Genomic DNA, 25470 nt, shown 5'->3' with positions numbered 1-25470 from the left:
GCATGCTGTTATATACGATTTACCTGGTGGCGATTGTCGCCGAAGCGATGTCCGGCGCCATCATGGGCATGCGGCGCGGTATGGATTTGTTCGGCATTTGCATGATCGGCACCGTCACGGCGCTCGGCGGCGGCACCGTGCGCGACGTGCTGCTGGGGCACTATCCGCTGGGCTGGATCGCGCATCCCGAGTACCTGCTGTTTACCATCGGCGCGGCCGTCGTCACGGCCTTTGTCGCGCGTTACCTGCACCATCTGCGCGCCATCTTTTTGCTGGTCGACGGCCTGGGCCTGGTGGCGTTTTGCGTGATCGGCTGCGACATCGCCATGTCGGCGAAGATGCACCCGGCCATCGTGGTGCTGGCGGGGATGATCACGGGCGTCTTCGGCGGCCTGCTGCGCGATATCCTGTGCAACCAGATTCCCCTCGTGCTGCAGCGCGAAGTGTATGCCACCGTGGCCCTGTTCACGGGCGCCCTGTATGTCGGCCTGCTGCACTTCAAGGTCGACAGCTCGGTGGCGCAGCTGGCGTCCATCGGCGCCGGTTTCCTGTTCCGCTTCCTGGCCCTGCATTTCGAGTGGCGCCTGCCGAATTTCAACGGCGACCGCATACGGGGTTTTGAATAAGGTAAAACGCTGCGTGAATATTTTCATGCGCCTTTAACCCCTTTTTCTGCGCCGCTACGTTTCATGTTGGACACCCTAGCCAACCGGAGAAGAAGCGATGTCCAGCGTCCTCAAGATCACATTGATACTGTCCCTGCTGCTGTCGGCAGGCAGCCATGCCGCCGACACGGCGCCGCGCAAGACCCTGGCGCCGTTCGCCAGCGAGCAAGCCTTGAGCAGCTATCTGCAGCAGTTGCAAGCGCGCCAGGAGGCCCTACAAAAGGAACGGCAGAAACTGCAGCGCGCCACGGCGCAGTCCATGTCGGCGGCGCCGGCCCCTCCCGCGCCGATACTGGCCAGGGCTGCCCCCGCGCCATCAGCAGAAGCTGCGGAATCGGTCACCAATGTGCAGACGGCGGGCGTGGACGAAGGCGGCATCGTCAAGCTGCATGGCAAGCACCTGGTGATGCTCAGGCGCGGCAAGCTGTTCACCGTGCAGGTGGGCGGCAATGCCTTGCAGCCGGTGTCTTCGCTCGATGCGTTCGCTCCGGGCAGCGACCCGTCGGGCAGCTGGTATGACGAGATGCTGATCGATGGCGATACGCTGGTGGTGATCGGCTACAGCTACAGCCGGGGCGGCACGGAGATCGGCCTGTTCGACATTAACGCCGACGGCAAGCTGGCCTACCGCGCCACGTATCACTTGCGCTCCAACGATTATTATTCCTCGCGCAATTACGCCAGCCGCCTGGTCGGCAGCAAACTGGTGTTCTATTCGCCCCTGTCGCTGAACCTGCGCCGGGGCGACCCGTTTGGCGGCTTTCCCGCGCTGCGCCGCTGGCGCCCTGACGCCGTGCCATCCGACTTCAAGCGCATCGCTCCGGCCACGCGCATCTACCGCACCGATGAAGAACCCGAACCGGGCTTCGGTCTGACCCTGCACACGGTCACCGTATGCGACCTGGCGCAGCGCGACATGCGCTGCGAAGCGACTGCCGTGATGGGGCCGCAGGGCCGCGTGTTTTATGTGTCGGGCGAATCCGTTTTCGTGTGGACGACGCGGCGCGGCAGCGACTCGGGCGTGTTCCGCATTCCCCTCGATGGTTCGGCGCCCAGCGCCCTGAAGGTGGCGGGCGCGCCCGTCGACCAGTTCTCGTTCCTGGAAAGCGCTGATGGCCACCTGAACGTTTTGCTGCGCGCCGAGGGCCAGGGCGACGCGATGTGGGATGGCACGCGCGGGCGCGGCGACATGGCCCTGCTGCGCGTGCCATTGACGTCGTTTTCCGATGGCCGCGACAGTGCGCCCGCCAGCAGCTACAAGGCGCTGCCAGGTGGTGGCTACGGACTGCAGAATCGCTATGTGGGGGCGTATCTGTTGTACGGTAATCCGGGCAATGGCGGCCGGCGGCAGGCGGACCAGGCATGGCCGCGCCAGCCCCTGTATGCCGTGCGCTGGGCCGATGCGCGCAGCGTGCAAGCCTTGTCCCTGCCGCACGGCGTGGAGCGCATCGAGGCGCTGGGCAATGACGCCGTGGTGATCGGCGCGCAGGGCAAGGATCTGCACTTCAGCAGCATCCGCCTGGGGGCGCAGGCGGCGATTGCCACGCGCTACATCCGCGCCGACGCGGCGCAGGGCGAGTCGCGCAGCCACGGCTTTTTCTACAAGCCACACACGGCCAGCGATGGCGTGATCGGCCTGCCCATCCTGGGCGCGGACGAGCGGCCAGGATCAAGTCGGCCGGCCGCCTCCGTCCTGTACCTGCGCAACAGTGGTTTGACATTGACGGAACTCGGTGCGCTGGCGGCGCGTCACGGTCCAGCACCGGACGATGGCTGCCGCGCGTCCTGCGTGGACTGGTATGGCAATGCGCGCCCCCTGTTCCTGCAGGGCCGGGTCTTCGCCCTGCTCGGCTATGAAGTGGTGGAAGGGGTGCTCAAGGAGGGACAGATCCGTGAAGTACGCCGCATCAGCTATGCGCCCATTGCGTCCGCTGTACGCTGAAGGCGTAGGGAAATTGTCGCTGCCGCGCAGTTCGGCTACACTGCTTCGCATGCCCGACACATTACTCACTGCCACGGATGAAGAGCTGATGCTGCGCTACAGCGCCGGCGACCTGCCGTCGTTTCGCGAATTGTACCGGCGCCATAGCCAGGGCCTGTACCGCTTCGTGGCCTGGCGTTCGCCGCGCCGCGCGTGGATCGACGAGATCGTGCAGGATGCGTGGGCCAGCCTGCATGCGGCGCGCACGGGCTACCAGCCGCAGGCGGCGTTTCGCACCTATCTGTACCAGATCGCGCGCAACCGCCTGATCGATATCCTGCGCCAGCGGGAAGGGCAGGAACAAGGGGAAGCAGGCGAGCCGGCCGACGAGCGCGCATCGCCGCAGCAGTCGCTGGAGCAGAAACAGCAGCATGCGCGTCTGCATGCGGCCATCGCCGCGTTGCCCACCGAGCAAAAAGAGGCGCTGGTGCTGCAGCAGTTCAGCGGCATGAGCATCCTCGAGATCGCCGTGGTGACGGGGGCGGAAGCGGAAACCGTCAAGAGCCGGCTGCGCTACGCCATGCAGAAATTGCGTGCGGGCTTGGACAGTGTTGCGGACGCGGGAGGACAGGCATGAATACGCACGATCAAGATCACGACGAACCGAATGACGAGGAATTGAAGGCGCTGCTGGCCAGCCTGCCGCAGCCCGCGCCTTCCAGCGCGCTCGATGCGGCCATTCTGGCGGACGCGGAAAAAGCCTTGCCGCAACCGGTAGCCGCGAACGACAGCGCCGATGGCGTGCTGCGCACCTTGCCCGTCAAGAAGGCGCCCGATTACCTGCAGCGCTGGCGCATTCCGCTGGGACTGGCGGCGGCCGTGCTGTTGACGGTCAACCTGATCGGCGTGGACTGGTTCGGCTCGAAACCGGCGCAATTTCCCGTGGTCGGGGAACCGGTCACGCAGGAGGTGATGCAGGAAGCCGCACCGGTCATTGCACCGGCGGCTGCACCTGCGACTGAGTTTGCGCCACTACCGCCAGCACCGCGCGCCATGGCCAAGGCGGCACCGAGGCCGCCGGCGCAAGCCGAGCCGGCGCCAGCATCCGTGTCCGTACCCGCGCCTGCGCCACCGGCCCCGCCGCCGCCCCCGGCAATGAGGGAGGCGATGGAGCAGCAAGCGGCCATGCAGGCCGAATTTAGCCTGCAGCGCCAGGCACCGGTGCAGCGCGCGCTGGCCATGCCCGCTCCCATCGCGGCAAAGTCGGCGCCGCTGCCGCCGCCGGCAAAGCTTGACGCTTCCGTGTGGCTGGTGAAGATCGACGCCTTGTTAAAAGCGGGCGAAGCGGCGCTGGCGCAGGAGGAATGGGCCGCGTTCCGGCAGGCGTATCCCGACTATCCGGTGGCCGAGGAGCTGCGGCAGCGGCTGGAAAAAAAGTAGCGCGTTACACAATCCCCTTCCTGCGTTCCCACACTGCGCTGCCGACGAAAATGGCGCAGCACACCCACATCACGGCCGGCAGGGCGTTCACGCCTACTGATTGCATCAGCACGCCCGTCAGCAGGGGGCCGCCGCCGCTGGTGACACCCCAGGTGGCGTTGACGATGGCGCTGGCGCTGGTCAGCGACAGGCCCGTGAAGCGCTCGCCGCAGGCCACCAGCGCCAGCATGTAGATGCCGCCCGCCGCCGCGCCCAGCAACAGCAGCAAGGTCCACCACAGCCACGGCGTGCCGACGGCGAACGGCAGCAGCGGCAGCAGCAGGCACACGGCCACGCCGCAGGCCGCGTGGACTTTGGCGCGGCCGTAGCGGTCGGCCATCCATCCCAGCGCGAATTGCAGGCCCGTGTCGCCCACCAGCACCACGGTGGCCGACAGCAGGGCCAGGTCCGTGCTGATGCCGTGCTCCATCGCATACAGCGGCAACAGGCTCAAGGCCAGGGTGTCGAACAGGGCAAAGAAGGCGGCGCCCAGCACGATCATCGGCATGCGCGGCAGAATCAAAGTCCACTTCACACCGTGTTCTTCCGGTTCGCGTGCTGGACCACTGTTCGAGATCAGCATCAGCCCCGGCACGGCCAGCAAAAACAGCAGGCCGCAGGCGGCGAAGCTCCAGCTGATCTTGTCGTTGAACAGGGCGACGAGGGCCGGGCCGATCAGCTGGAAGAAGGTAAAACTGGTGGTGTACATGGCCACCACGCGTCCGCGCGAATTGTCGGGCGCCAGGCGGTTGACCCACGCCTCGCCGATGGTAAACAGCACGCCCATGGCGCCGCCGAACAGGAAGCGCAGCACGCTCCACGCCAGCAGGTGGTCGGTGAACTGCATGGCGATCGTCGCCAGCGACGCCACCCACACGGCGCCCAGCATGGTGGCGCGCGCGCCGAAGCGCCCCACCCAGCGCGAGACGAATGGCGAGGCGGCCAGGATGCCGAGCGCGCTGACGGCCGTGATCATGCCGATGATGTCCGTGCCCACGCCGCGCTGGTGCAGGGTCAGCGCCGTCAACGGCATGGTCGCGCCCAAGCCAAGGCCGACCACGCCGATGCTGACCACGAGGGCAAAGAAGTCACGCCATGGCATGTGCTTCATGATTGCCCCCGCAGGGTTAAAAAGTAATGTCGGCAGGCTGGAAAACGGTATGGGTGCATGGGAAAGTAAGGGGACTTTGCCGGTGGCGCTGGTGTTTGGCGCTGGACGGGCATATGATGATTTTAATAAAAGCTATATCGCAAAGTCGTAGTGTAGGCGATGTGTGCCGCCGCTGGCCACGCCCATCAGTGTGGTCGCCTGCACCGGCTCTGCTGTACAGTGTAGCGAGCGGCAGCGCTGTCATGGCGCTGTCATTGGATCGTCACGCCAGCGAGGTAGCACTCTATGCGCCGTCCCATCGTTCTCGTTCCCGCCTGCCAGCGCCAGCTTGGCAGCCACGTTTGGCACATGGCGCAGGACAAATACCTGCACGCCGTGCTGCACGGCGCCGGCTGCATGCCGCTGCTGTTGCCCGCCCTGGGCCTGGAAGCCGACCTGGAAGCGGCGCTGCGGATCGCCGATGGCGTCATGCTGACCGGTTCCGCCTCGAACGTCGACGCTCGCCTGTATGGCGAAGACATCCTGCACCCCGACCTGCCGCAAGACCCCGCGCGCGACGCCACCACCTTGCCCCTGATCCGCGCCGCGCTGGCGCGCCAGCTGCCCTTGCTCGCCATCTGCCGCGGCTTCCAGGAAGTCAACGTGGCCCTGGGCGGCAGCCTGCACCAGGCCGTGCATGCGGTGCCGGGCATGATGGACCACCGCGAGAACGTGCTCGATCCCCTGGCGCGCCAGTACGCGCCCGCGCACCGCATCAAGTTGATGCCGGACGGCCTGCTGTCACGGCTGCTGGGCGGCGAGAGCGAAATGATGGTCAATTCCCTGCATGGCCAGGGCATCGCCCGGCTGGCCGATGGCTTGCTGGTCGATGCCCTGGCCGACGACGGCCTGGTGGAAGCCTATACGGTGGCCAGCGCCGCCGGTTTTACGCTGGCCGTGCAATGGCACCCGGAATGGCAGGTGGAAGACAATCCGCAGTCGATGCGGCTGTTCGGTGCCTTTGGCCAGGTGTGCCGCGATTACCAGGAACAGCAGCACAGAAAGAATGACAGGACAGGATAGGACAGGATGACAGCACGGGTGCGCCGCACCAGCAGCATGCGGCGCCTGATCAAGACCAGCGAGAGGGAAACATGGCAATACGCGAAAATTTCACCTATACGGATATGGATTTGTGGCTCAATGAAAAGCGCGTCACGGAAATCGAATGCCTGGTGCCCGACTTGACGGGCGTGGCGCGCGGGAAGATTCTGCCGCGCGGGAAATTCACCCAGGAGCGCGGCATGCGCATCCCGGAGGCGGTGCTGGGCATGACCGTGACGGGCAATTACCCGGTCGATGATGGCGGCTATGACCGTGCCATTTCCAGCACCGACCGCGACATGATCTTGAAGGCCGATCCCACCACCATCACCATGGTGCCGTGGGCTACCGATCCCACCGCGCAAGTCATCCACGACTGCTATTTTTCCGATGGCGCGCTGGTCGATTTTGCTCCAAGATCTGTACTGCGGCGCGTGCTGAAACTGTATGCGGACAAGGGCTGGAAGCCCGTGGTGGCGCCGGAGCTGGAGTTCTACCTGACGGCGAAAAACACGGACCCCGACTTGCCGCTGAAGCCGCCCATCGGCCGCAGCGGCCGGGCCGAGACCAGCCGCCAGGTGTACAGCATCGACGCCGTCAACGAATTCGACCCGCTGTTCGAGGATATCTACGATTACTGCGAACTGATGAACCTTGACGTCGACACCCTGATCCACGAAATCGGCGCAGGGCAGATGGAAATCAACTTCCTGCACGGCGACCCGCTGGGCCTGGCCGACAAGGTCTTCTTCTTCAAGCGCACCCTGCGTGAAGCGGCTTTGAAGCACGATATGTACGCCACCTTCATGGCCAAGCCCATGGCCGGCGAACCAGGGTCCGCCATGCATGTGCACCAGAGCGTTGTCGATGCGAAGACGGGCTTGAATATCTTCAGCAACGACGACGGTTCGGCCGCGCCCATCTTCAAGCATTACATCGCGGGGCTGCAGCGCTACATGCCGTCGGCCATGGCCATCGTCGCGCCCTACGTGAATTCCTACCGCCGCATCGTGCGCCATACGGCCGCGCCGATCAACATCCAGTGGGGACTGGACAACCGCACCGTGGGTTTCCGCGTACCCGAGTCGGGCGTGCAGGACCGCCGCGTGGAAAACCGCATCATCGGCGCCGACGCGAATCCCTACCTGGCGCTGGCCGTCACCCTGGCCTGCGGCTATCTGGGCATGACGGAGCAGCTGGAAGCGACGCCGATGATGGTGGGCAGCGCCTACGACATGAAATTCGAGCTGCCGCAAGGCTTGCCCGAAGCCCTGCAACTGCTGCGCGCGGAAGACAAGCTGCGCACGGTGCTTGGCGAGCGCTTCATCGACGTGTATGCGGCCATCAAGGACCTGGAGCACCAGGAATTCATGACCGTCATCAGCCCGTGGGAGCGCGAACATCTTCTGCTCCACGTTTAAGAAAGGATCGCAATGAGTACAACAAACAATCCGCTGGCGCCGAGCGCCGCTTTTGTCTCCTCCGTGGCGCAAAGGAATGCGGCGCCGCAGGTTTATGACACGGCCGCCATCCAGAAAATGGATACGGCCCATTACCTGCACCCGTTCACCGATTTCCAGGACCTCGCATCGAAAGGCGCCAGGGTGATCGTGCGCGGCGATGGCGTCTACCTGTGGGATAGCCAGGGCAAGAAAATCGTCGACGGCATGTCGGGCCTGTGGTGCGTCAACGTGGGCTATGGACGCACCTCGATCTCGCAAGCCGTGTACCGGCAAATGGAGACGCTGCCGTTCTATAACAGCTTCTTTGGCACGACCAACGTGCCGGCCGCGCAACTGGCCGCCAAGCTGGCGCAAATATCGCCGCCGCAGTTCCAGCACGTGTTCTTCACCAGCTCCGGCTCGGAAGGCAACGACACGAACCTGCGCATGGTGCGCCGCTACTGGGACATCCTCGGCTACCAGGAGCGCCACACCATCATCAGCCGCCACAACGCGTATCACGGCAGCACGGTGGCGGGAGCGTCCCTGGGCGGCATGGATGGCATGCATGCGCAGGGCGGCTTGCCGATACCCGGTATCGCGCATATCGGCCAGCCGAATTACCTGGAATCGGGCCACGGATTGAGTCCCGAGGAATTCGGTATCAAAGCGGCCGGCTGGCTGGAAGACAAAATCCTCGAGATCGGCGCCGACAAGGTGGCCGCCTTCATCGGTGAACCGGTGCAGGGCGCGGGCGGCGTCATCATCCCTCCAGGTACCTACTGGCCCGAGATCCAGCGCATCTGCGACAAGTACGGCATTTTGCTGATCGCCGATGAAGTCATCTGCGGCTTCGGCCGCCTTGGGCGCTGGTTCGGCTCCGAACTGTTCGGCATCAAGCCCGACCTGATCACGTTTGCCAAGGGCGTCACCTCGGGCTACGTGCCGCTGGGCGGCGTGCTGGTGGGGGATCGCGTCGCTAAAGTCTTGATTGAACAGGGCGGCGAATTCACGCATGGCTTTACGTATTCGGGCCATCCCGTGGCCTGCGCGGCGGCGCTGGAAAACATCCGCATCATCGAGGAAGAGCAGCTGGTGGCGAAGGTGGCCGACGATACGGGACCGTACCTGAAGCAGTGCTTCGCCAGCCTGGGCGAGCATCCGCTGGTCGGCTACGCGGACAGCTGCGGCCTGGTGGCGGGCCTGAACCTGGTGCGCAAGAAGGGCGCCACCGTGCATGAGAACGAGTTGTTCGACGAGGACCAGGGCGTGGGCATGATCTGCCGTGGCCACATGTTCGACAACGGCGTCATCATGCGCGCCGTGGGCGAGCGCATGATCGTTGCCCCGCCCCTGGTCATGACGCGCGCGCAGATCGATGAAATGGTGGGCCTGATACGCGTGTGCCTGGACAAGACGTATGCGGATGTGAAAGCGAAGGGCTGGGTGTAGTGAACCCAAACGCAAGGGCTGGGGTCGTAGCCTCAGGGTACGACCCCGGGGTTTGCTCTGCGGTTGGTGTCAGTTTTTCACCAAAATAGACGCTAACTCAAGTTTTTTTGGACCAGAATCGCGGCAGTTCCGCTAAACTTCCATCTTGGCCGCTCCTACAGCGGCCAGTTTTTCATTTTGACACCCTCTTACCCAAAGCACCCACATGACGATAGCAACACCTGCCGCGTCGGCCAGCGACGCCCCAGCGCCTTTCTTGCTGATTGATCAGCTGGTCAAGGAATTCGATGGCGTGCGCGCCGTCAATGATATTTCCGTGACGATCAACCAGGGCGAGATCTTCGCCCTGCTCGGCAGTTCAGGTTGCGGCAAGTCGACCCTGCTGCGCATGCTGGCTGGCTTCGAGACGCCGACCTCGGGCAGGATCGCCCTGGCGGGCAACAGCATCGTCGATGTGCCGCCGCACCAGCGGCCCATCAACATGATGTTCCAGTCGTATGCGCTGTTCCCGCACCTGTCCGTGTGGGACAACATCGCCTTCGGCCTGCGCCGCGACGGCTTGCCCAAGGCGCAGATCGCCGAACGGGTCGAGCAGATGCTGGCGCTGGTGCAGCTGGGCCAGTATGCGAAGCGCAAGCCGCACCAGCTGTCGGGTGGGCAGCAGCAGCGCGTGGCGCTGGCGCGCAGCCTGGCCAAGCGGCCGCAGTTGCTGCTGCTCGACGAGCCGCTGGGCGCGCTGGATAAAAAACTGCGCGAACGCACGCAGATGGAACTGGTCAATATCATCGAGCAGGTGGGCGTCACCTGCGTGATGGTCACGCACGACCAGGACGAGGCCATGAGCATGGCCACGCGCATCGCCGTCATGAGCGGAGGACGCATCCTGCAAGTGGGCGCACCGGGCGAAATCTACGAGACGCCGAACTGCCGTTTCGTCGCCGACTTCATCGGCAGCGTGAACCTGTTCGACGGGCGCATCACGGAAGATGAACCCGATCACGTGGTGATCGCCACGCCCGATGGCGAGCACTATGTTTCGCACGGCATCACGGGCAATCTGGGCATGGATGTCTCGGTGGCCGTGCGCCCCGAAAAAATCGGCATTCAGATCGCGCCACCCGCTTTGGAGGAGCGCGCGTCGCCGGCCGAACACGGCTACAACTGCGCGCAAGGAGCAATCGTCGCCATGGCGTATTTTGGCAATGAAACCAGCTACCATGTGCGCCTCGACAGCGGTACGCTGGTGAAAGTCTCGCGTACCAACGCGGCCCGCCACGACGCCGCGCGCCTGGAGCGCGAACAGCGCGTGTGGGTCTGGTGGGATGGCGCCGACATCGTCGTGCTGACCAGCTGAGGCCATCATGACTTTCCTCCTGCAATCGCTGCGCAGCCTGCTCACCTTGCGTTGGCTCACCGGGCGCAACGCCGTCATCGCCGTGCCGGCGCTGTTCCTCACGGCGGCTTTTTTGGTGCCTTTCCTGATCGTGCTGCGCATCAGCCTGTCCGACATGGACACGGCGGGCAGCCCGTTCGGCGGCTTGCTGTCGTATGTCGACGGCATCGTCGTGCTGAAGGTGAAAATCGCCAACTACCTGTTCATCGCCGCCGATGAACTGTACCTGCTCACCTACCTCAGTTCCATCAAGTACGCGGCCATCACCACGGCCATCTGTCTCGTTCTAGGCTACCCGTTCGCCTACTTCATGGCGCGCGCCAGACCGTCGATCCGGCCCGTGCTGATGCTGCTGGTGATGCTGCCGTTCTGGACCTCGTTCCTGCTGCGCGTGTATGCGTGGAAGGGCATCCTGGCCAACCACGGCTTGCTCAACGATCTGCTGATCGCCCTGGGCATCGTGCAGGAACCGCTGCACATGATGAATACTTCATTCTCGCTGGTGGTCGGCATGGTGTACGCCTACCTGCCGTTCATGATCCTGCCCCTGTATGCGAATCTGGTGAAAATGGACGTGCGCTACCTGGAAGCGGCGGCCGACCTGGGCGCCACGCCTTTGCAGGCGTTCTGGCGCATCACCGTGCCGCTGTCGAAATCGGGCATCATCGCCGGCGCCATGCTGGTGTTCATCCCGTCCGTGGGCGAATACGTGATTCCCGAGCTGCTGGGCGGGCCGGAAACGTTGATGATCGGCCGCGTGCTGTGGGATGAGTATTTCACGAATAACGACTGGGCCATGGCTTCGTCCGTGACGGTGCTGGTGGTCTTGCTGATCCTCGTGCCGATGGCCATTTTTAACAAATACAAGACGGACCAGGACGCGGAGGAGCGCACATGAACGGACGTCATTTCCTGCAGCGCTGGTTCGGGCGCGGCTGGCTCGCGCTCGGCTATCTGTTCCTCTACCTGCCCATCATCGTGCTGATTGTCTTTTCGTTCAACAGCTCGCGCCAGGACATGGTGTGGAGCGGCTTTTCGCTGCGCTGGTACAGCGAGTTGATGAGCGATACGGAAATCATTTCCGGCTTCGGCCTGTCATTGAAAATCGCCTTCATGTCGGCCACCTCGTCCGTCATCCTGGGCACCTTCGCCGCCTTTGCGCTGACCAATTACCAGCGCTTCCGCGGCCGCACCTTGTTCTCGTCCATGGTCAGCGCGCCGCTGGTGATGCCGGAAGTGATCATCGGCCTGTCCTTGCTGCTGATGCTGGTGTCCATGCAAAAGGTCTTTGGCTTTCCCGAGCGGGGCGTGCTGACGATGTGGTTCGGTCACACCCTGCTGGGCATGGCGTATGCGGCCGTGGTGGTGCAGTCGCGCCTGCAGGAGATGAGTAAATCGTTGGCCGAAGCGGCGATGGACCTGGGCTGCCGCGCGCACCAGGTATTCTTCCTAGTGACCCTGCCGAACATCACGCAGGCGCTGGCGTCGGCCTGGCTGCTAACGTTCACCCTGTCGCTCGATGACGTGGTGCTGTCAGCCTTTTTGTCCGGCCCCGGTTCGACGACGATGCCGCTGGTGATCTTCTCGCGCGCGCGCCTGGGGCTCGATCCGCGCGTGAATGCCATCGCCGCGCTGACGATTCTGGTGGTGACGCTCGCCGTCATCGTGTATGCCGTGCTGCTGGCGCGCGCCGACCGGCAGCGCCGCAAGCAGATGGCGGCGGCGTATTTGGCAGACCAGGAGTAAGCTGCTCTTACACTGACACAGGAGATGACCATGACGGAAAACACCAGCTGGCATGCACGGGCCGCAGCGCTCGCGATCGATGGACGCGCCTTCATCAACGGCGAGCGGGTCCCGGCCAGGTCCGGCCAGACTTTCGACAATCTGTCGCCCATCGACGGGCGCCTGCTGGGGCAGGTGGCCCGCTGCGACACCGCCGATGTGGATGCGGCCGTGCTGGCCGCCCGCGCCGCCTTCGATGACCGCCGCTGGGCCGGCAAGTCGCCCGCGCAGCGCAAGCGGATATTGATCAAGTTCGCCGACCTGGTGCAGCAGAACGGTCCCGAGTTGGCCCTGCTGGAAACGCTGGATATGGGCAAACCGATCAAGTACAGCCAGAGCGTGGACGTGGGCGCCACGGCCAATTGCCTGCGCTGGTATGGCGAGGCGATCGACAAGGTCTACGATGAAATCGCCCCGACCCCTGCCAACAGCCTGGCCCTGATCACGCGCGAACCGGTGGGCGTCGTCGCCGCCATCGTGCCGTGGAATTACCCGATGATCATGGCCGCCTGGAAGATCGCGCCGGCCCTCGCGGCCGGCAACAGCGTGATACTGAAACCGTCCGAAAAATCGCCGCTGACGGCGCTGCGCCTGGCCGACATCGCGCTGGAGGCGGGCGTGCCGGCCGGTGTTTTCAACGTGCTGCCAGGCTACGGCAATGAAGCTGGCGCCGCGCTGGCGCTGCACATGGATGTCGATTGCATCGGCTTTACGGGTTCCACGCGCACGGGCAAATTGATCGTGCAGATGGCGGGCCAGTCGAACCTGAAGCGGGCGTGGACGGAACTGGGCGGCAAGTCGGCAAATATTGTCTGCGCCGATTGCCCGGACCTCGACAAGGCCGTGGCAGCCGCCGTCGGTTCCATCTTTTTCAACCAGGGCGAAAGCTGCAATGCGCCCTCGCGTTTGTTCGTGGAAGAATCGATCAAGCAGGAATTCCTTGCCAAGGCGCTGGCCATGCTGCCCCGCTTCCAGCCTGGCGATCCGCTCGATGAAGCCACCGTCATGGGGGCGATTGTCGACGCCACGCAGATGAACACGGTGATGGGTTATATCGCGGCCGGCAAGAACGAAGGCGCGCAGCTGCTGGGTGGCGGCGAGGCCGTGCGCGCGGAGACAGGCGGCTATTACGTGCAGCCGACCATCTTCGGCGTGGAGGCCGGCATGACGATCGCGCGTGAAGAGATCTTCGGCCCCGTGCTGTCCGTGCTGGGCTTTACGGATATCGCCGACGCCATTCAACAGGCCAACGCCACGCCATACGGCTTGCAGGCGGCCGTATGGACCTCCGACATCACCAAGGCGATCCAGACGGCGCGCGCCTTGCGCGCGGGTACCGTGCACGTCAACCAGTACGACGGCGACGACATCACCGTGCCGTTCGGCGGCTACAAGCAGTCGGGCAACGGGCGCGACAAGTCATTGCACGCGCTCGATAAATACACGGAGCTGAAGACGACGTGGATACAGGTGGGGTAATTTGATAAAGGTACTTAAAAGGGCTATTTATGGATGTTAATGGCTTAAAATAGTTCTTTTGGGTGCTATTAATTTTTTCACGGCGCTACACTTGTTAAAATTTGGATCGTATAAGTGCTAATTTAGGGATAAACTCAACACAATTAGCTACTATAAGATCCAGTGGAGCCGCCATGCAATGCCATTTTCAAATTTTTCATGATGATGCGTGGCACGATTGCGCATCGCTGACTTTGCTTGAGCCTGCAGGCGGCAATCCACGCACCGCTGCGCTGTTCGAGTATGACCTCGATTATGCGTTCTTCACGCTTGAGAGCGGACCTGTCTCGCTGCGTTTTCCCGTCACGGCAGAGATGCAGAAGCTGGCGCAATGGCCAGCCTTTCTCTTTGACCTGATTCCCCAGGGAAGCGGACGGCAATATCTGCTTGGGCAGCTTCAACTGGCCGATGGTCCGGCTGCCGATTTTCCGCTGATGTGCGCCGGCGCATTCAATCCCGTCGGGCGCGTGCGCATCGCCGAGGCCGTGCAGTACTACGCACAACATATGCATCGCCATGACCAGGGCAAGCCGCTGAGCGGCTTTTCACTGGACGAGATCATCGGTCGCGGCGATGCTTTCAATGAGCGCATGCTGGTGCATGGCATGCTGGCCGCCGGCACTCTGGGGGTGCAAGGAGCGGCGCCGAAATATCTGCTGACCACTGACCATGCCGGTCTCTGGCATGCCGATGGCGCCCTGGCGGACCAGGACGCGGCTGCCCATTTCATCGTCAAGCGTCCGCGCGGAAAGACCGCAAGCGACGCCAAGGTATTGAGAAATGAAGCCGCATACATGACTGTGGCGCGCGCGGTGGGCTTGCGCACCGAAGGCCAGCTGCGCTTCTGGGACGATACCTTGTTCATTCCCCGTTTTGACCGCCACATCCGGAATGGAAAAGTGCTGCGGCTGCATCAGGAAAGCGCCGCTTCGCTGGCAGGTATCGTTGGCTTTGAAGCCACGCCCAGCCAGTTCGACCTATTGCAGGCGCTGCGCGCTGTCGTCAGCGACAAGACTGCGGAAACCATCGAATTTCTCAAACGCGATATCTTGAACCTGGCCATGCGCAATACCGATAATCACGCACGCAATACGGCGGTGCAGCAAATTGGTGCCGAGGTGCGCCTCACGCCGCTGTTCGATTTTGCGCCGATGTACCTGGACCCGGATGGCATACCACGCGCGGCGCGCTGGTATCACCCGGATACCAAAAACGAGCTGCATGACTGGACGACGATACTGGCTACGATCGGCATGCCGGACGTGGAGCGCCAGCAGATCCGCCTCGCGCTATACGGATTTTCCCGGCACCTGCTTGCGCTGGAACAGCATATGCGGGAGGCAGGCGTGGATGATGACATCATTGCTTTCCTCCGGCCACATATCGCCGGGCAGATCGAACAGCTCAAGGCATTGGGAGAGCACTGACATGGCGCGTACGAAAAAGACCGTTGACAAGGAAGAGTTGCGGCAGCGCAGGGCAGTGCTTTACGCAGCCATTGAAGCAGGCGCCGTCACGCTACAGCATGCCGTCAAGGAAATGCGGGCCATCTCGCGCCTGACGCAGGCACAATTTGCGCAACACCGAGGGGTCAGCCTGAAAACCATCAAGGAGATCGAGAGCGGCAAAGGCAATCCGACCATCCAGACGCTGAACCGTATCGGGCAGTTCTTTGGACTGGAGGTGGCCTTTGTACGCACAGAAACGCTGCGCGAAAAAGAAATCGCCCCGGCGAGTGCCAGGGCGATATCGCCTCAATAGGCTAGATCAGAAGATCAGAAGCAGTGTTCCAGCGCCGGGAAGCTGCCATCCTTGACGGCGTTCACATAGCCGGTGACGGCGTCGTCGATGCTGGCCGCGCCTTCCATGAAGTTGCGCACGAAGCGCGCCTTGCGGCCTGGGAACACGCCCAGCATGTCGTGCATGACGAGCACCTGGCCCGAGCAGTCAGGGCCGGCGCCGATGCCGATGGTGGGGATCGTCAACATGTCGGTCACTTCCTTGCCCAGCTGCGACGGCATGGCTTCCATCAGCACGATGGCGGCGCCCGCGTTTTGCAGCGCCAGCGCGTCGTTTTTCAGTTCTGCGGCGCTTTCCGTGCTCTTGCCCTGCACCTTGTAGCCGCCCAGCTGGTGCACCGATTGCGGCGTCAGGCCGATGTGGGCGCAGATGGGAATGCCGCGCTGCGTGAGAAAACGGACGGTCTCGGCCAGCCAGGCGCCGCCTTCGATCTTGATCATGTGCGCGCCAGCCTGCATCAGGATGACGGCGTTGGCATACGCTGTTTCGGGCGTGCCATACGCGCCGAACGGCAAGTCGGACATGATCATGGCCGACTTGGCGCCGCGCGCCACGGAAGCCGTGTGGTAAGCCAGTTCGGCCACGGTGACGGGCAGGGTGGAGTTGTGGCCGTTGCAGACCATGCCGAGCGAATCGCCGATCAGCAGGATCTCTACGCCGCAGCGGTCCATCAGCGACGCGAAGCTGGCGTCATAGCAGGTCAGCATGGTGATCTTTTCGCGGGCGGCGCGCAGCGTGGCCAAGGTGTGGATGGTCACGGCCTTGTTGGCGACAGGCTTGGATGGCGCCGGCGCCGGCGTGGCGGCCTTGTCTTTTGCGGCCAGATCTGTTCCTTGCAAATAAGCGGACATAGGTATTCTCTAGAGTGAAAGGGGGGTGATGCTATTGCGACGCCGCTAGTGTAGTACTTTATATCGCGGCGTGCAGGGGCGGCATGGTAGAGCAATGCCGCGTGGCGCTCAGAGCTGGCTGATGGCCTGGTCTGTCACGCCCGCCAGGTAGTCCTGCGCTGGCCCGAGGCCGGGCACGGCGACGGCGGGCGCCAGTTCGAGCAGCGGCACCAGCACGAAGGCGCGCTCGGTGATGCGTGGATGCGGCACCGTCAGGCTGGCGCTGGCGATCTGTTCATCGCCGTACAGCAGCAAGTCCAGGTCCAGCGTGCGCGGGGCGTTACGGTAAGGCCGTTCGCGCCCGTGCGCCGCCTCGATGGCGTGCAGCGCCATCAGCAGCTCTTCGGCTGGCAGGGTGGTCGTGATGCGCGCCACCGCGTTGATGTAGTCGTCACCGCTGGAAGCGATGGGCGCCGTGCGGTAGCTGGACGAGGCGTCCACGAGGGACGCGCCGGGCAGGCGCGCCAGGCGCGCAATCGCATCCTGCACATTCGCGCGCGCGTCGCCCAGGTTGGCCCCGATGCCGATGTAAGCAATGACGACCATTATTCGTCGCTGCTGCTGCCGGTGGTCGAGCCGCCTGTACTCGTCTTGCTGCGCGTGCTGCGGCGTGGCGGGCGCTTCTTCTTGACGGCGCCCGGCGCGGCATTCGCGCTGACGAGCAGCGCTTCGCGCGTTTCCTCGTCGCCCTCATAGAAGGCGGTCCACCATTCGCCGATCTCCATGTCGATCTCGCCCGAGGCGCAGCGCAGCAGCAGGAAGTCGTAGCCGGCGCGGAAGCGCAGGTGTTCCAGTAATTTGTGCGGCGCCTTGCCGACTCTGCGCTCGAAACGCGGCTGCATCGACCAGATGTCGCGCATGTCGGAGCCGATCTTGCGCTGCAGGGCCAGCTTTTCCGTTTGCGAGTCGAGCACGTCGTCGGCCGCCAGGTGCAGCGCGGGAATCGTCGATTCGCCGGCGGCGCGGTAGGCCGTCCATTTTTCCAGCACCTGGTGCCACAGCAGCGAGGCAAACAGGAAGCCTGGCGAGACAGTCTTGCCGGCGGCGATGCGTTGATCCGTGGCGTCCAGCGCCAGGGTGACGAATTTCGCGCCCAGCGGCTGCTCCAGCACCACGTCGAGCAGCGGCAGCAAGCCATGATGCAAGCCTTCCTTGCGCAACTGCTGCAGGCAGGCCAGTGCGTGGCCGCTCATCAGCAGTTTCAGCATCTCGTCGAACACGCGCGGCGCCGGTACATTGTTGATCAGCGGCGCCATGATGGCAATCGGCGCGGCCGTATGCGGCTCGATGGTGAATTTCAGCTTGGCGGCGAAGCGCACCACGCGCAGCATGCGCACGGGATCTTCGCGGTAGCGCTCTTCGGGCTTGCCGATCATGCGCAAGGTCTTGGCGCGGATATCTTCCACGCCGCCGTGGTAATCGAGCACTTCCTGCGTGGCCGGGTTGTAGTACATGGCGTTGATGGTGAAGTCGCGGCGCAGCGCATCTTCGTGCTGCAAGCCGAAGGTATTGTCGCGCAGGACGCGGCCATGTTCATCCTTGGGCGCGGAGTCGGCGCCGGCGCCACGGAAGGTCGTCACTTCCAGCAAATCCTGGCCGAACATCACGTGCACGATCTGGAAGCGCTTGCCGATGATGAAGGCGCGGCGGAACAATCGCTTGACCTGTTCCGGCGTGGCGTTGGTGGCGATGTCGAAGTCTTTGGGTTTGACGCCCAGCAGCAGGTCGCGCACGGCGCCGCCGACGACAAAGGCCTCAAAACCGGCTTCCTGCAGGCTGCTGGTGACGCGGATGGCATTCGACGACACCAGTTTCGGGTCGATTCCGTGTTGCGCGGGACCGAGCACGATGGGTGCCGTGGTGTCGCGCGCTGCCTCTTTTTTAACGCCGAGGATCTTGCGGATGAATTTTTTAATCATTGAATAAGTGGAGTGATGGCCAGCCGTGGAGGGATGCGTGTGCGCTCAAAGCGGTGTTGGGATTGGTCGCGACAGGGTGGGTCACGACCGATAGCAAGGGAATGTCGTTATGGGAATCGCTGTAAAAATAGCTGCGCTCGAACTGCCCCAGTTCCTTGCCCATCTTTTCCAGCCAGGCGTGGGTGTGGGTCAGCTTGCCCGCGCCCAGGGTCGGCGTGCCCAGCAGCTTGCCCGTGACGTTGCCTGCAGCGTCATATTCGGGCATGGCGGCCAGCAGGTGCTCGACGCCCAGCGCATCGGCGATGGGCTTGGTGATGAAATGGTTGGTGGCCGTGACGATGGCCAGCAAATCGCCCGCGTCCTGGTGCTGCTTGAGCAAGGCCACGACTTCGGGGCGGATGGACGGCAAGACCACTTCGGCCATGAATTGCCGGTGCAGCGCTTCCAGGCGTGCGCGCGGAAACTGCGCCAGCGTGCCGAGCGAGAATTCCAGGTATTCCACCGGGTCCAGGGTGCCGGCCTGGTACTGCGCGAAAAATTCGTCGTTGCGACGGGTGAATTCGGCGGCGTCCACGGCACCGATGCGTACCAGGAATTCGCCCCACTCGTGATCCGAGTCGATGGGCAGCAGGGTGTGGTCGAGGTCAAACAGGGCCAGATTCATCATTCTTTCGCTTCCGCCTGCAGCAACTCGCGCAACAATGGCAAGGTGATCGGGCGTTGGGTTTCAAGGGAGTAGAGGTCGAGAGAGTCCAGCATCGTCGACAGCGAACGCATGTCGCGCCGGAAATGGGACAGCAGATAGGGTAACACGCCCGGCGACAAGGTCAAGCCGCGGGTGGTGGCCGCCTGGGTCAGGGCGGCGATTTTTTCATCGTCGGTCAAGCCGTGGATCTGATAGATCAGGCCCCAGCCCATGCGCGTGCGCAAGTCTTCGCGCACGGGCAGCACGGCTGGCGGCACGGCGCCGCTGCACACCATGTAGGCCTTGTTGGCGCGGATTTCATTGAACAGGGCAAAGGCATCGATCTGCGCCAGCGGCGACAGCTTTTCGCAGTCGTCGAGCAGGTACAGGTCGACGTCGGGCGAATACATGAATTCGGACTCGATCGAGAACGGCGAAATGTAGCGCGCGCGCTCGGTGCTGGCCAGGGCCTTGAGCAGATGGCTCTTGCCGGCGGCCAGTTCGCCCCACAGGTAGGCAAAATGTTCGCGCGACGTGCGCGCGGCGAACTGGCGCATCAGCTGCGCCACTTCGGCATTCTGTCCCACCTCGAAGGTATCGAGGCTGTGCGCCTGGTCTGTGCCTAAATCGAGCACCAGTTGTTTCATGGCGTACGCCTTGTCCTGTTTTTCATTACTGCATGTGCATCGTGGTATTGCCAGGTTGATATGATATCCGCTTTTACTAGGTATTATAGAAGCTGCTGGAGAGGTAGTGGCGTCTTAGATGCTTAAAAGCGACCATCAACACGGCAGAAGCGGGTAAAGCGAGCAAAACGCCGACGAAACCGAACAGTTGTCCGAAAGCCAATAAAGCGAAAATGACGGCCAGCGGGTTCAGGCCGATGCGCTCGCCCACCAGGCGCGGCGTGAGGAAAAAGCCTTCGATGACCTGGCCGCAGCCGTAGATGACGGCGACGGCGATCACGCCGCTCCAGTCGGCAAACTGCAGCAGGGCGGCGATCAGCGCCAGCATCAGTCCCAGGCCGAAGCCCAGGTAGGGGATGAACACCAGCAAGCCCGTAATGATGCCGACAGGCAATGCCACTTCAAAACCGGCGATGGCCAGCGCCACCGAGTAGTACGTGGCCAGTACCAGCATGACGAGCAGCTGGCCGCGCAGGTATTGCGCCAGCAGGGTGTCGACTTCCTGCGCCATGCCCACCGTGCGCCCGACCCAGCGGCGCGGCACGGCGCCGGCGATGCGTGCCAGCATCGGGTGCCAGTCCAGCAACAGGTAGAACAACACGACGGGAATCAGCACCACGGTGGCCAGCCAGCCCAGCACGGCCGTGCCGCCGATGCGCGCCGAGGCCAGCACGGTGCTCCAGATTTCATCGCCGCTGGTGGCCATCTGCTGGCCCAGCATGCGCTTGATGCCCGTGCCGTCGAGGCGCACGCGGATGCCCAGGTCGCGCAGTTTTGGCGCCAGGAAATCATTCGCCTTGTTCAGGAATTGCGGGATCTGCGCTTGCAGCAAGGGGATTTCCTTTTGCAACACGGGTACGACAATCAGCACCAGTGCGGTAATGGCGAGGAAAAACAACACCACGACGACCAGCACGGCCAGCGGTCGGGGCACGTAAAAGCGCTTGTAATGCAGGCGTTGCAAGCGGTCCACGCCAGGATTGAGCACGTAGGCGAGGATGGCGGCGGCCAGGAAGGGCGTCAGGATGGGGCCCAGGCTGACGAGCAGCAGCAAGAATGCCAGCCAGACCGCGATCCAAAATGCTGTTTGCTTCTGCTCGGCGGTGATGGCGAATGGCATGTAGTTTGTGCTGTTGCGTTAAAAAAAGGCAGTTAATTACGAAATGGCGAGGCAGTTTGATAAAATAGCGTCTTGATCGACCGAATTCACCCGCTGGCGTCCTGCCGCAGGATGTTGAAAAACATGCTTGCGCGCGCGTGCCGGCGGGTATCCGCCTTCTATTTTACCGCCTCCGCTGCCACCACACCATGAACCAGACTTCTAATGTTTCCCTTTCCTACCGTGACGCTGGCGTCGATATCGACGCAGGCGACGCTTTAGTCGAAGCAATCAAGCCGTTTGCCAAGCGCACCCTGCGCGAAGGCGTGATGGGCGGCCTGGGCGGTTTTGGCGCCATGTTTGAAATCAGCAAGAAGTACAAGGAACCGGTGCTGGTCTCGGGCACCGACGGCGTCGGCACCAAATTGCGCCTGGCGTTCGAACTGAACCGCCATGACACGGTCGGCATCGACCTGGTCGCCATGAGCGTCAACGATATCCTGGTGCAAGGCGCCGAACCGCTGTTCTTCCTCGACTATTTCGCTTGCGGCAAACTGGATGTGGCGATTGCCACCGACGTCATCAAGGGCATCGCCCAGGGCTGCGAACAAGCGGGTTGCGCGCTGATCGGTGGCGAAACGGCGGAAATGCCGAGCATGTATCCTGCCGGCGAATACGACCTGGCAGGTTTTGCCGTCGGCGCCGTGGAAAAATCGAAAATCATCGACGGCACCAAGATCGCCCCGGGCGACGTGGTGCTGGGCCTGGCCTCGTCGGGCGTGCACTCGAACGGTTATTCGCTGGTGCGCAAGATCATCGAAGTGGCGAAACCGGACCTGGAAGGCGATTTCCATGGCCGCAAGCTGGCCGATGTGCTGATGCAGCCGACGCGCATCTACGTCAAGCCGCTGCTGGCGCTGATGGATGCCATGGAAGTCAAAGGCATGGTGCACATCACCGGTGGCGGCCTGGTGGAAAACATCCCGCGCGTGCTGCAGCCTGGCCTGGTGGCCGAACTGGACTCGAAGGCATGGACCATGCCGCCGCTGTTCACGTGGCTGCAACAGCACGGCGGCGTGGCTGACGCCGAAATGCACCGCGTCTTCAACTGCGGCATCGGCATGACCGTCATCGTTTCGCAGGAAAACGCGGACGCCGCCATCGCGCAATTGCAAGCGGCCGGCGAAAGCGTTTCGCGCATCGGTACCATCCGCGCACGCGTGGGCGACGAGCATCAAACGATTGTGATCTAAGCTGTAGCTTGAACAAACAAGGCAGGCACTCGCGAGAGGCCTGCCTTTTTTTACGTCGCGAATCGGCCTAGCGCGCGTGCGCCGTCTTCATGTGGCCATCCGATTGCGCGCCGCCCCTGCCGATCATGGCCACGCTGACGGCCGAGACGAGGGAGGCGAACAGGATGTAGCCGACGATGTGCCACGGCTCGCCATTGCCCGTTTTCAGCAGGTAGGTGGCGATGATGGGCGTCAGGCCGCTGGCGAAGATGCCGGAGAACTGGTACACGAAGGAGATGCCCGTGTAGCGCACCTTGGCGTCGAACAGGTCGCAGAACAGCGCCGCTTCGGGGCCGTACACGGCCGAATACAGCACGCCCAGCGGGATGATCACGGAGCACCACAGCAGCAGCGGATTGTCGGCGTGATGCAGCATGATCCAGAAGGCGGGAATCGATGACATGCCCGTGATCAAGGCACCCCAGAAGAACACCTTGCTGCGCCCGATGCGGTCCGACAGGCGGCCGAAGAAGGGAATGCAAAAGCACATCACGACGGCCGACGCCATCACGCCCATCAGCGCTTCCGTGCGATCTATCTTGATGGTGTTGGTCAGATAGGTGATGGAAAACACGCCGAAGATATTGAAGAACACGCCGTCGATATAGCGCGCGCCCATGCCTTTCAATACATTGCCCGGATAGCGTTTCAGCAGGTCGAAAAACGGAATCTGCGTCTCCGCGTTTTTCTCTTTCACCGCCTGGAATTCCGGTGTTTCCATCACGTTCAGGCGTATCCACATGCCGATGAAAACCAGGGCTGCCGATAAAATGAAGGCGACGCGCCAGCCCCACGCGAGGAACTGCGCATCCGTTAAAGTGTACGAGAGGATCGCCACCATGCCGGAAGCGAGGCACAGGCCGATGGCCAGGCCGATCTGCGGCAGGCTGGCATAGAAGCCGCGCTCTTTCGGCGGCGCATATTCGTACGCCATCAGCACGGCGCCGCCCCATTCGCCCCCGAGGCCGATGCCCTGCAGCACGCGCAGGAACAGCAGCAGGCCGGGCGCCCAGTAGCCGATATGGTCGTAGGTCGGCAGCACGCCGATCAGGAAGGTGGAGACACCCATGATCATCAGGGTCATCACCAGCATGCTCTTGCGGCCGATCTTGTCGCCGAAATGGCCGAAGATCACGCCGCCGATGGGGCGCGACAAAAAGCCCACGGCGAAGGTGCCGTAGGCCAGCATGGTCGAGACGAGCGGATCGCCGCCCGGGAAATACAGCTTGCTGAACACGATGCCGGCGACGACGCCGTATAAAAAGAAGTCGTACCACTCGATGGTGGCGCCGATCACGCTGGCCATCACGACTTTCCGTAGCTCTTTGGCCTTTTTCGGATGGTTCGGATTGTTATCCATAATATCTAGTCTCCAATCGATATCGATTATGTATTTTTTGATGCTAGGCTGCTTGCCGAGTCATTGGGAGCGGGGCCGTCTGCCCGCCGCTGGCATCCTCCTTGCAGAGATTGGAATGGGTGGGTCAGGCCGCTTGCGGCAGGCGCACGGCGTCCGCCAGGATCATGTCGGCGGCCTTTTCGGCGATCATGATGGTGGGTGCATTCGTGTTGCCCGAGACGATTTCCGGCATGATCGACGCGTCGACCACGCGCAGGTTTTGCAGGCCGCGCACGCGCAGGCGGTCATCGACGACGGCCATGGCGTCATGCCCCATCTTGCAGGTGCCGCTCGGATGGTAGATGGACTGGCTGAAACGCCGCGCCGCGTCCAACAGCTGCGCATCCGTCTCGAACTGCGGGCCGGGCACGAACTCGGAAATGATGTGTGGCGCCAGCGACGGGGCGGCGGCGATTTTTCGGGCCACGCGCAGGGCGGCGATCGCCGTCTGCTGGTCGCGCGGGTCGGACAGGTAGTTCGGGTGGATGCCCGGGTAGACGAGGGGATCGCTGGACTTGATCGACACGTGGCCGCGGCTGTGCGGGCGTAGCTGGCACACGGACGAGGTAAACGCGGAAAACGGATGCGCGCCTTCGCCGGGCTTGTCGGCGCTCAGCGGCTGCATGTGGAACTGGATGTCGGGCCGCTCCACCTCGGGCGAGGACTTGGTAAACACCGTCACCTGGCTAGCCGCCAACGTGAGTGGGCCGGAGCGGGAAAACACATATTGCATGCCCACCCACAGCTTGCCCCACAGGCTGTTGACTTCATCGTTCAGGGTTTTCAGCCGCGTCTTGAAGACCAGGCGGATTTGCAAATGGTCTTGCAGGTTCTGCCCCACGCCGGGCAAGTCGTGCACCAGCGGCACGCCCACCTCTTCCAACAGGGCACGCGGGCCCACGCCCGAGCATTGCAGGATGTGCGGCGAGCCGATGGCGCCCGCGCATAAAATCACTTCACCGCTGGCGCGCGCCTGGCGCAGCTGGCCATCCTGCCGGTACTCGATGCCGACGGCGCGCTTGCCCTCGAACAGTACGCGCATGATGTGCGCATGCACTTCCACGCGCAGGTTGGCGCGCTTGCGGGCGGGCCGCAAAAAGGCTTTCGCCGTACTCCAGCGCAAGCCCTTGCTGGCCGTTTGCTGGAAGTAGCCCACGCCTTCCTGCGTGGCGCCGTTGTAATCGGCATTGAAGGGGATGCCGCTTTCCGTGGCGCCGGCAATAAAATGTTCGGCGATGGGGCGGCGCAGGCGCAGGTCCGACACTTTCAGCGGGCCACCGACACCGTGGTAGTCGCTGGCGCCGCGTTCCTGGTCTTCCGATTTTTTAAAATAGGGCAGCACCTCGGCATAGCTCCAGCCTGCATTGCCCAGCTCGGCCCAGCGGTCGTAGTCTTCCTTCTGGCCGCGTACATACAGCAAGCCGTTGAGCGAGCTGGAGCCGCCCAGGACCTTCCCGCGCGGCCATTGCAGCTGGCGCCCGGCGATGCCGGCGTCCGCTTCCGTGCGGTAGCACCAGTCCAGCTTGGGGTCGTGCATGGTCTTGAAATAGCCGACCGGCACGTGTATCCAGGGATTGTTGTCCTTGCCGCCAGCTTCCAGCAGCAATACCTGATTGTTGCTGTCGTGCGACAGGCGGTTGGCCAGCACGCAGCCGGCCGAACCGGCGCCGACGACGATGTAATCGTAGTGTGTTTGTGACATTGCCCTGGTCTCCTGCGTTTGTGGCATCGCTTGCCTTTGCTGGCAATTTTTGCGATACACTGGTCTTTTATTTGATGTTTTGGAACGTCTGGTTCCATTTATAAAAGACGAGCAGCGCCGGGACAAGCGGAAACAGCCACATACGCGAG

General features: G+C 63.0%; 24 protein-coding genes. 15 read left to right on the top strand and 9 right to left on the bottom strand.

The genetic code is table 11. The features are described 5' to 3' along the window. Positions 1-2: 2 nt before the first annotated feature. The 4 genes from CNX70_RS26705 (at position 3) to CNX70_RS26690 (ending at position 4026) form a co-directional block, all read left to right on the top strand. Positions 3-626 (top strand): trimeric intracellular cation channel family protein, encoded by a 624-nt coding sequence (locus tag CNX70_RS26705; RefSeq protein ID WP_071075300.1) that lies wholly within the window; start codon positions 3-5, stop codon positions 624-626. Positions 627-723: 97 nt separating this feature from the next. Next, on the top strand, positions 724-2607 hold the full coding sequence (locus CNX70_RS26700) for a beta-propeller domain-containing protein (RefSeq protein ID WP_096238028.1): 1884 nt from the start codon (positions 724-726) through the stop codon (positions 2605-2607). A gap of 49 nt (positions 2608-2656) precedes the next feature. Then, on the top strand, positions 2657-3223 hold the full coding sequence (locus CNX70_RS26695) for a sigma-70 family RNA polymerase sigma factor (protein WP_244198966.1): 567 nt from the start codon (positions 2657-2659) through the stop codon (positions 3221-3223). Then, on the top strand, positions 3220-4026 hold the full coding sequence (locus CNX70_RS26690) for a hypothetical protein (RefSeq protein WP_096238026.1): 807 nt from the start codon (positions 3220-3222) through the stop codon (positions 4024-4026). Before CNX70_RS26695 ends, CNX70_RS26690 begins: the two co-directional genes overlap by 4 nt. A gap of 4 nt (positions 4027-4030) precedes the next feature. On the opposite strand, the gene CNX70_RS26685 is transcribed toward CNX70_RS26690, so the two are convergent. Beyond that, positions 4031-5176: an MFS transporter gene (locus CNX70_RS26685; protein ID WP_096238025.1), complete on the bottom strand. Its 1146-nt coding sequence runs from the start codon at positions 5174-5176 to the stop codon at positions 4031-4033. Here CNX70_RS26685 and CNX70_RS28460 point away from each other — a divergent pair. The 10 genes from CNX70_RS28460 (at position 5175) to CNX70_RS26640 (ending at position 15610) form a co-directional block, all read left to right on the top strand. Further along, positions 5175-5327: a hypothetical protein gene (locus CNX70_RS28460; RefSeq protein ID WP_157751296.1), complete on the top strand. Its 153-nt coding sequence runs from the start codon at positions 5175-5177 to the stop codon at positions 5325-5327. The genes CNX70_RS26685 and CNX70_RS28460 overlap by 2 nt on opposite strands. Positions 5328-5461: 134 nt before the next feature. Then, positions 5462-6238 carry a gamma-glutamyl-gamma-aminobutyrate hydrolase family protein gene (locus tag CNX70_RS26680; protein ID WP_096238024.1) on the top strand — a complete coding sequence of 259 codons (777 nt, stop codon included), beginning with the start codon at positions 5462-5464 and terminating at the stop codon, positions 6236-6238. 71 nt (positions 6239-6309) lie between these two features. Further along, positions 6310-7680 (top strand): glutamine synthetase family protein, encoded by a 1371-nt coding sequence (locus tag CNX70_RS26675; protein WP_071075305.1) that lies wholly within the window; start codon positions 6310-6312, stop codon positions 7678-7680. A 12-nt stretch (positions 7681-7692) separates the two neighbouring features. After that, positions 7693-9153 (top strand): aspartate aminotransferase family protein, encoded by a 1461-nt coding sequence (locus CNX70_RS26670; RefSeq protein WP_096238023.1) that lies wholly within the window; start codon positions 7693-7695, stop codon positions 9151-9153. A gap of 205 nt (positions 9154-9358) precedes the next feature. Beyond that, positions 9359-10507 (top strand): ABC transporter ATP-binding protein, encoded by a 1149-nt coding sequence (locus tag CNX70_RS26665; protein ID WP_096238022.1) that lies wholly within the window; start codon positions 9359-9361, stop codon positions 10505-10507. Positions 10508-10514: 7 nt separating this feature from the next. After that, on the top strand, positions 10515-11444 hold the full coding sequence (locus tag CNX70_RS26660; protein WP_096238021.1) for an ABC transporter permease subunit: 930 nt from the start codon (positions 10515-10517) through the stop codon (positions 11442-11444). Beyond that, entirely contained in the window at positions 11441-12292 is an 852-nt protein-coding gene (locus tag CNX70_RS26655; protein ID WP_096238020.1) for an ABC transporter permease, read from the top strand. Before CNX70_RS26660 ends, CNX70_RS26655 begins: the two co-directional genes overlap by 4 nt. Positions 12293-12322: 30 nt before the next feature. Next, positions 12323-13810 (top strand): aldehyde dehydrogenase, encoded by a 1488-nt coding sequence (locus tag CNX70_RS26650; RefSeq protein ID WP_096238019.1) that lies wholly within the window; start codon positions 12323-12325, stop codon positions 13808-13810. A 173-nt stretch (positions 13811-13983) separates the two neighbouring features. Beyond that, on the top strand, positions 13984-15276 hold the full coding sequence (locus CNX70_RS26645) for a type II toxin-antitoxin system HipA family toxin (protein WP_096238018.1): 1293 nt from the start codon (positions 13984-13986) through the stop codon (positions 15274-15276). A 1-nt stretch (position 15277) separates the two neighbouring features. Next, the gene (locus CNX70_RS26640) at positions 15278-15610 is read left to right on the top strand and encodes a helix-turn-helix transcriptional regulator (RefSeq protein WP_096238017.1); all 333 of its coding nucleotides are present in this window, start codon (positions 15278-15280) and stop codon (positions 15608-15610) included. Between the two features lie 14 nt (positions 15611-15624). Here the strand turns inward: CNX70_RS26640 and panB are convergent, their stop codons facing one another. The 6 genes from panB to CNX70_RS26610 form a co-directional block, all read right to left on the bottom strand. Further along, positions 15625-16500 (bottom strand): 3-methyl-2-oxobutanoate hydroxymethyltransferase, encoded by an 876-nt coding sequence (gene panB, locus CNX70_RS26635; RefSeq protein ID WP_208624473.1) that lies wholly within the window; start codon positions 16498-16500, stop codon positions 15625-15627. Positions 16501-16608: 108 nt separating this feature from the next. After that, positions 16609-17085, bottom strand: coding sequence for a 2-amino-4-hydroxy-6-hydroxymethyldihydropteridine diphosphokinase (folK, locus tag CNX70_RS26630; protein ID WP_096238016.1), 477 nt, complete (start codon positions 17083-17085; stop codon positions 16609-16611). After that, positions 17085-18458: a polynucleotide adenylyltransferase PcnB gene (pcnB, locus tag CNX70_RS26625; RefSeq protein ID WP_096238015.1), complete on the bottom strand. Its 1374-nt coding sequence runs from the start codon at positions 18456-18458 to the stop codon at positions 17085-17087. Before pcnB ends, folK begins: the two co-directional genes overlap by 1 nt. Then, positions 18451-19122, bottom strand: coding sequence for a histidinol-phosphatase (locus tag CNX70_RS26620; protein WP_096238696.1), 672 nt, complete (start codon positions 19120-19122; stop codon positions 18451-18453). The genes pcnB and CNX70_RS26620 overlap by 8 nt, the downstream gene beginning before the upstream one ends. Further along, positions 19122-19790: a DnaA regulatory inactivator Hda gene (gene hda, locus CNX70_RS26615; protein WP_096238014.1), complete on the bottom strand. Its 669-nt coding sequence runs from the start codon at positions 19788-19790 to the stop codon at positions 19122-19124. The genes CNX70_RS26620 and hda overlap by 1 nt, the downstream gene beginning before the upstream one ends. A 76-nt stretch (positions 19791-19866) precedes the next feature. Next, positions 19867-20949, bottom strand: coding sequence for an AI-2E family transporter (locus CNX70_RS26610; protein WP_096238013.1), 1083 nt, complete (start codon positions 20947-20949; stop codon positions 19867-19869). Positions 20950-21137: 188 nt separating this feature from the next. On the opposite strand from CNX70_RS26610, the gene purM reads away from it, so the two are divergent. Beyond that, positions 21138-22181 (top strand): phosphoribosylformylglycinamidine cyclo-ligase, encoded by a 1044-nt coding sequence (gene purM / locus CNX70_RS26605; protein ID WP_096238012.1) that lies wholly within the window; start codon positions 21138-21140, stop codon positions 22179-22181. A 67-nt stretch (positions 22182-22248) separates the two neighbouring features. Here the strand turns inward: purM and CNX70_RS26600 are convergent, their stop codons facing one another. Then, positions 22249-23580, bottom strand: a complete 1332-nt coding sequence (locus CNX70_RS26600) for an MFS transporter (protein ID WP_096238011.1) — start codon at positions 23578-23580, stop codon at positions 22249-22251. 124 nt (positions 23581-23704) lie between these two features. After that, on the bottom strand, positions 23705-25321 hold the full coding sequence (locus CNX70_RS26595) for a GMC family oxidoreductase (protein ID WP_096238010.1): 1617 nt from the start codon (positions 25319-25321) through the stop codon (positions 23705-23707). Positions 25322-25470: the final 149 nt, after the last annotated feature.

The sequence above is a fragment of the Janthinobacterium svalbardense genome, assembly GCF_002327145.1.
Lineage (GTDB): Bacteria > Pseudomonadota > Gammaproteobacteria > Burkholderiales > Burkholderiaceae_D > Janthinobacterium > Janthinobacterium tructae.
Note: the sequence above shows the minus strand (reverse complement) of the source record. Positions and strands in the feature narration are given on the sequence as shown.

Bases quoted from the DNA above. Each gene is read 5' to 3' on its own strand.
- CNX70_RS26620 (WP_096238696.1), bottom strand. From the start codon at position 19,122: ATGAATCTGGCCCTGTTTGACCTCGACCACACCCTGCTGCCCATCGAC.
- CNX70_RS26690 (WP_096238026.1), top strand. From the start codon at position 3,220: ATGAATACGCACGATCAAGATCACGACGAACCGAATGACGAGGAATTG.
- CNX70_RS26600 (WP_096238011.1), bottom strand. From the start codon at position 23,580: ATGGATAACAATCCGAACCATCCGAAAAAGGCCAAAGAGCTACGGAAA.
- CNX70_RS26645 (WP_096238018.1), top strand. From the start codon at position 13,984: ATGCAATGCCATTTTCAAATTTTTCATGATGATGCGTGGCACGATTGC.
- CNX70_RS26705 (WP_071075300.1), top strand. From the start codon at position 3: ATGCTGTTATATACGATTTACCTGGTGGCGATTGTCGCCGAAGCGATG.
- CNX70_RS26695 (WP_244198966.1), top strand. From the start codon at position 2,657: ATGCCCGACACATTACTCACTGCCACGGATGAAGAGCTGATGCTGCGC.
- CNX70_RS26685 (WP_096238025.1), bottom strand. From the start codon at position 5,176: ATGAAGCACATGCCATGGCGTGACTTCTTTGCCCTCGTGGTCAGCATC.
- CNX70_RS26595 (WP_096238010.1), bottom strand. From the start codon at position 25,321: ATGTCACAAACACACTACGATTACATCGTCGTCGGCGCCGGTTCGGCC.
- CNX70_RS26660 (WP_096238021.1), top strand. From the start codon at position 10,515: ATGACTTTCCTCCTGCAATCGCTGCGCAGCCTGCTCACCTTGCGTTGG.
- panB (WP_208624473.1), bottom strand. From the start codon at position 16,500: ATGTCCGCTTATTTGCAAGGAACAGATCTGGCCGCAAAAGACAAGGCC.
- hda (WP_096238014.1), bottom strand. From the start codon at position 19,790: ATGAAACAACTGGTGCTCGATTTAGGCACAGACCAGGCGCACAGCCTC.
- CNX70_RS26610 (WP_096238013.1), bottom strand. From the start codon at position 20,949: ATGCCATTCGCCATCACCGCCGAGCAGAAGCAAACAGCATTTTGGATC.
- CNX70_RS26680 (WP_096238024.1), top strand. From the start codon at position 5,462: ATGCGCCGTCCCATCGTTCTCGTTCCCGCCTGCCAGCGCCAGCTTGGC.
- CNX70_RS26655 (WP_096238020.1), top strand. From the start codon at position 11,441: ATGAACGGACGTCATTTCCTGCAGCGCTGGTTCGGGCGCGGCTGGCTC.
- purM (WP_096238012.1), top strand. From the start codon at position 21,138: ATGAACCAGACTTCTAATGTTTCCCTTTCCTACCGTGACGCTGGCGTC.
- CNX70_RS26665 (WP_096238022.1), top strand. From the start codon at position 9,359: ATGACGATAGCAACACCTGCCGCGTCGGCCAGCGACGCCCCAGCGCCT.
- CNX70_RS26670 (WP_096238023.1), top strand. From the start codon at position 7,693: ATGAGTACAACAAACAATCCGCTGGCGCCGAGCGCCGCTTTTGTCTCC.
- CNX70_RS26640 (WP_096238017.1), top strand. From the start codon at position 15,278: ATGGCGCGTACGAAAAAGACCGTTGACAAGGAAGAGTTGCGGCAGCGC.
- CNX70_RS28460 (WP_157751296.1), top strand. From the start codon at position 5,175: ATGATTGCCCCCGCAGGGTTAAAAAGTAATGTCGGCAGGCTGGAAAAC.
- CNX70_RS26650 (WP_096238019.1), top strand. From the start codon at position 12,323: ATGACGGAAAACACCAGCTGGCATGCACGGGCCGCAGCGCTCGCGATC.
- CNX70_RS26700 (WP_096238028.1), top strand. From the start codon at position 724: ATGTCCAGCGTCCTCAAGATCACATTGATACTGTCCCTGCTGCTGTCG.
- CNX70_RS26675 (WP_071075305.1), top strand. From the start codon at position 6,310: ATGGCAATACGCGAAAATTTCACCTATACGGATATGGATTTGTGGCTC.
- pcnB (WP_096238015.1), bottom strand. From the start codon at position 18,458: ATGATTAAAAAATTCATCCGCAAGATCCTCGGCGTTAAAAAAGAGGCA.
- folK (WP_096238016.1), bottom strand. From the start codon at position 17,085: ATGGTCGTCATTGCTTACATCGGCATCGGGGCCAACCTGGGCGACGCG.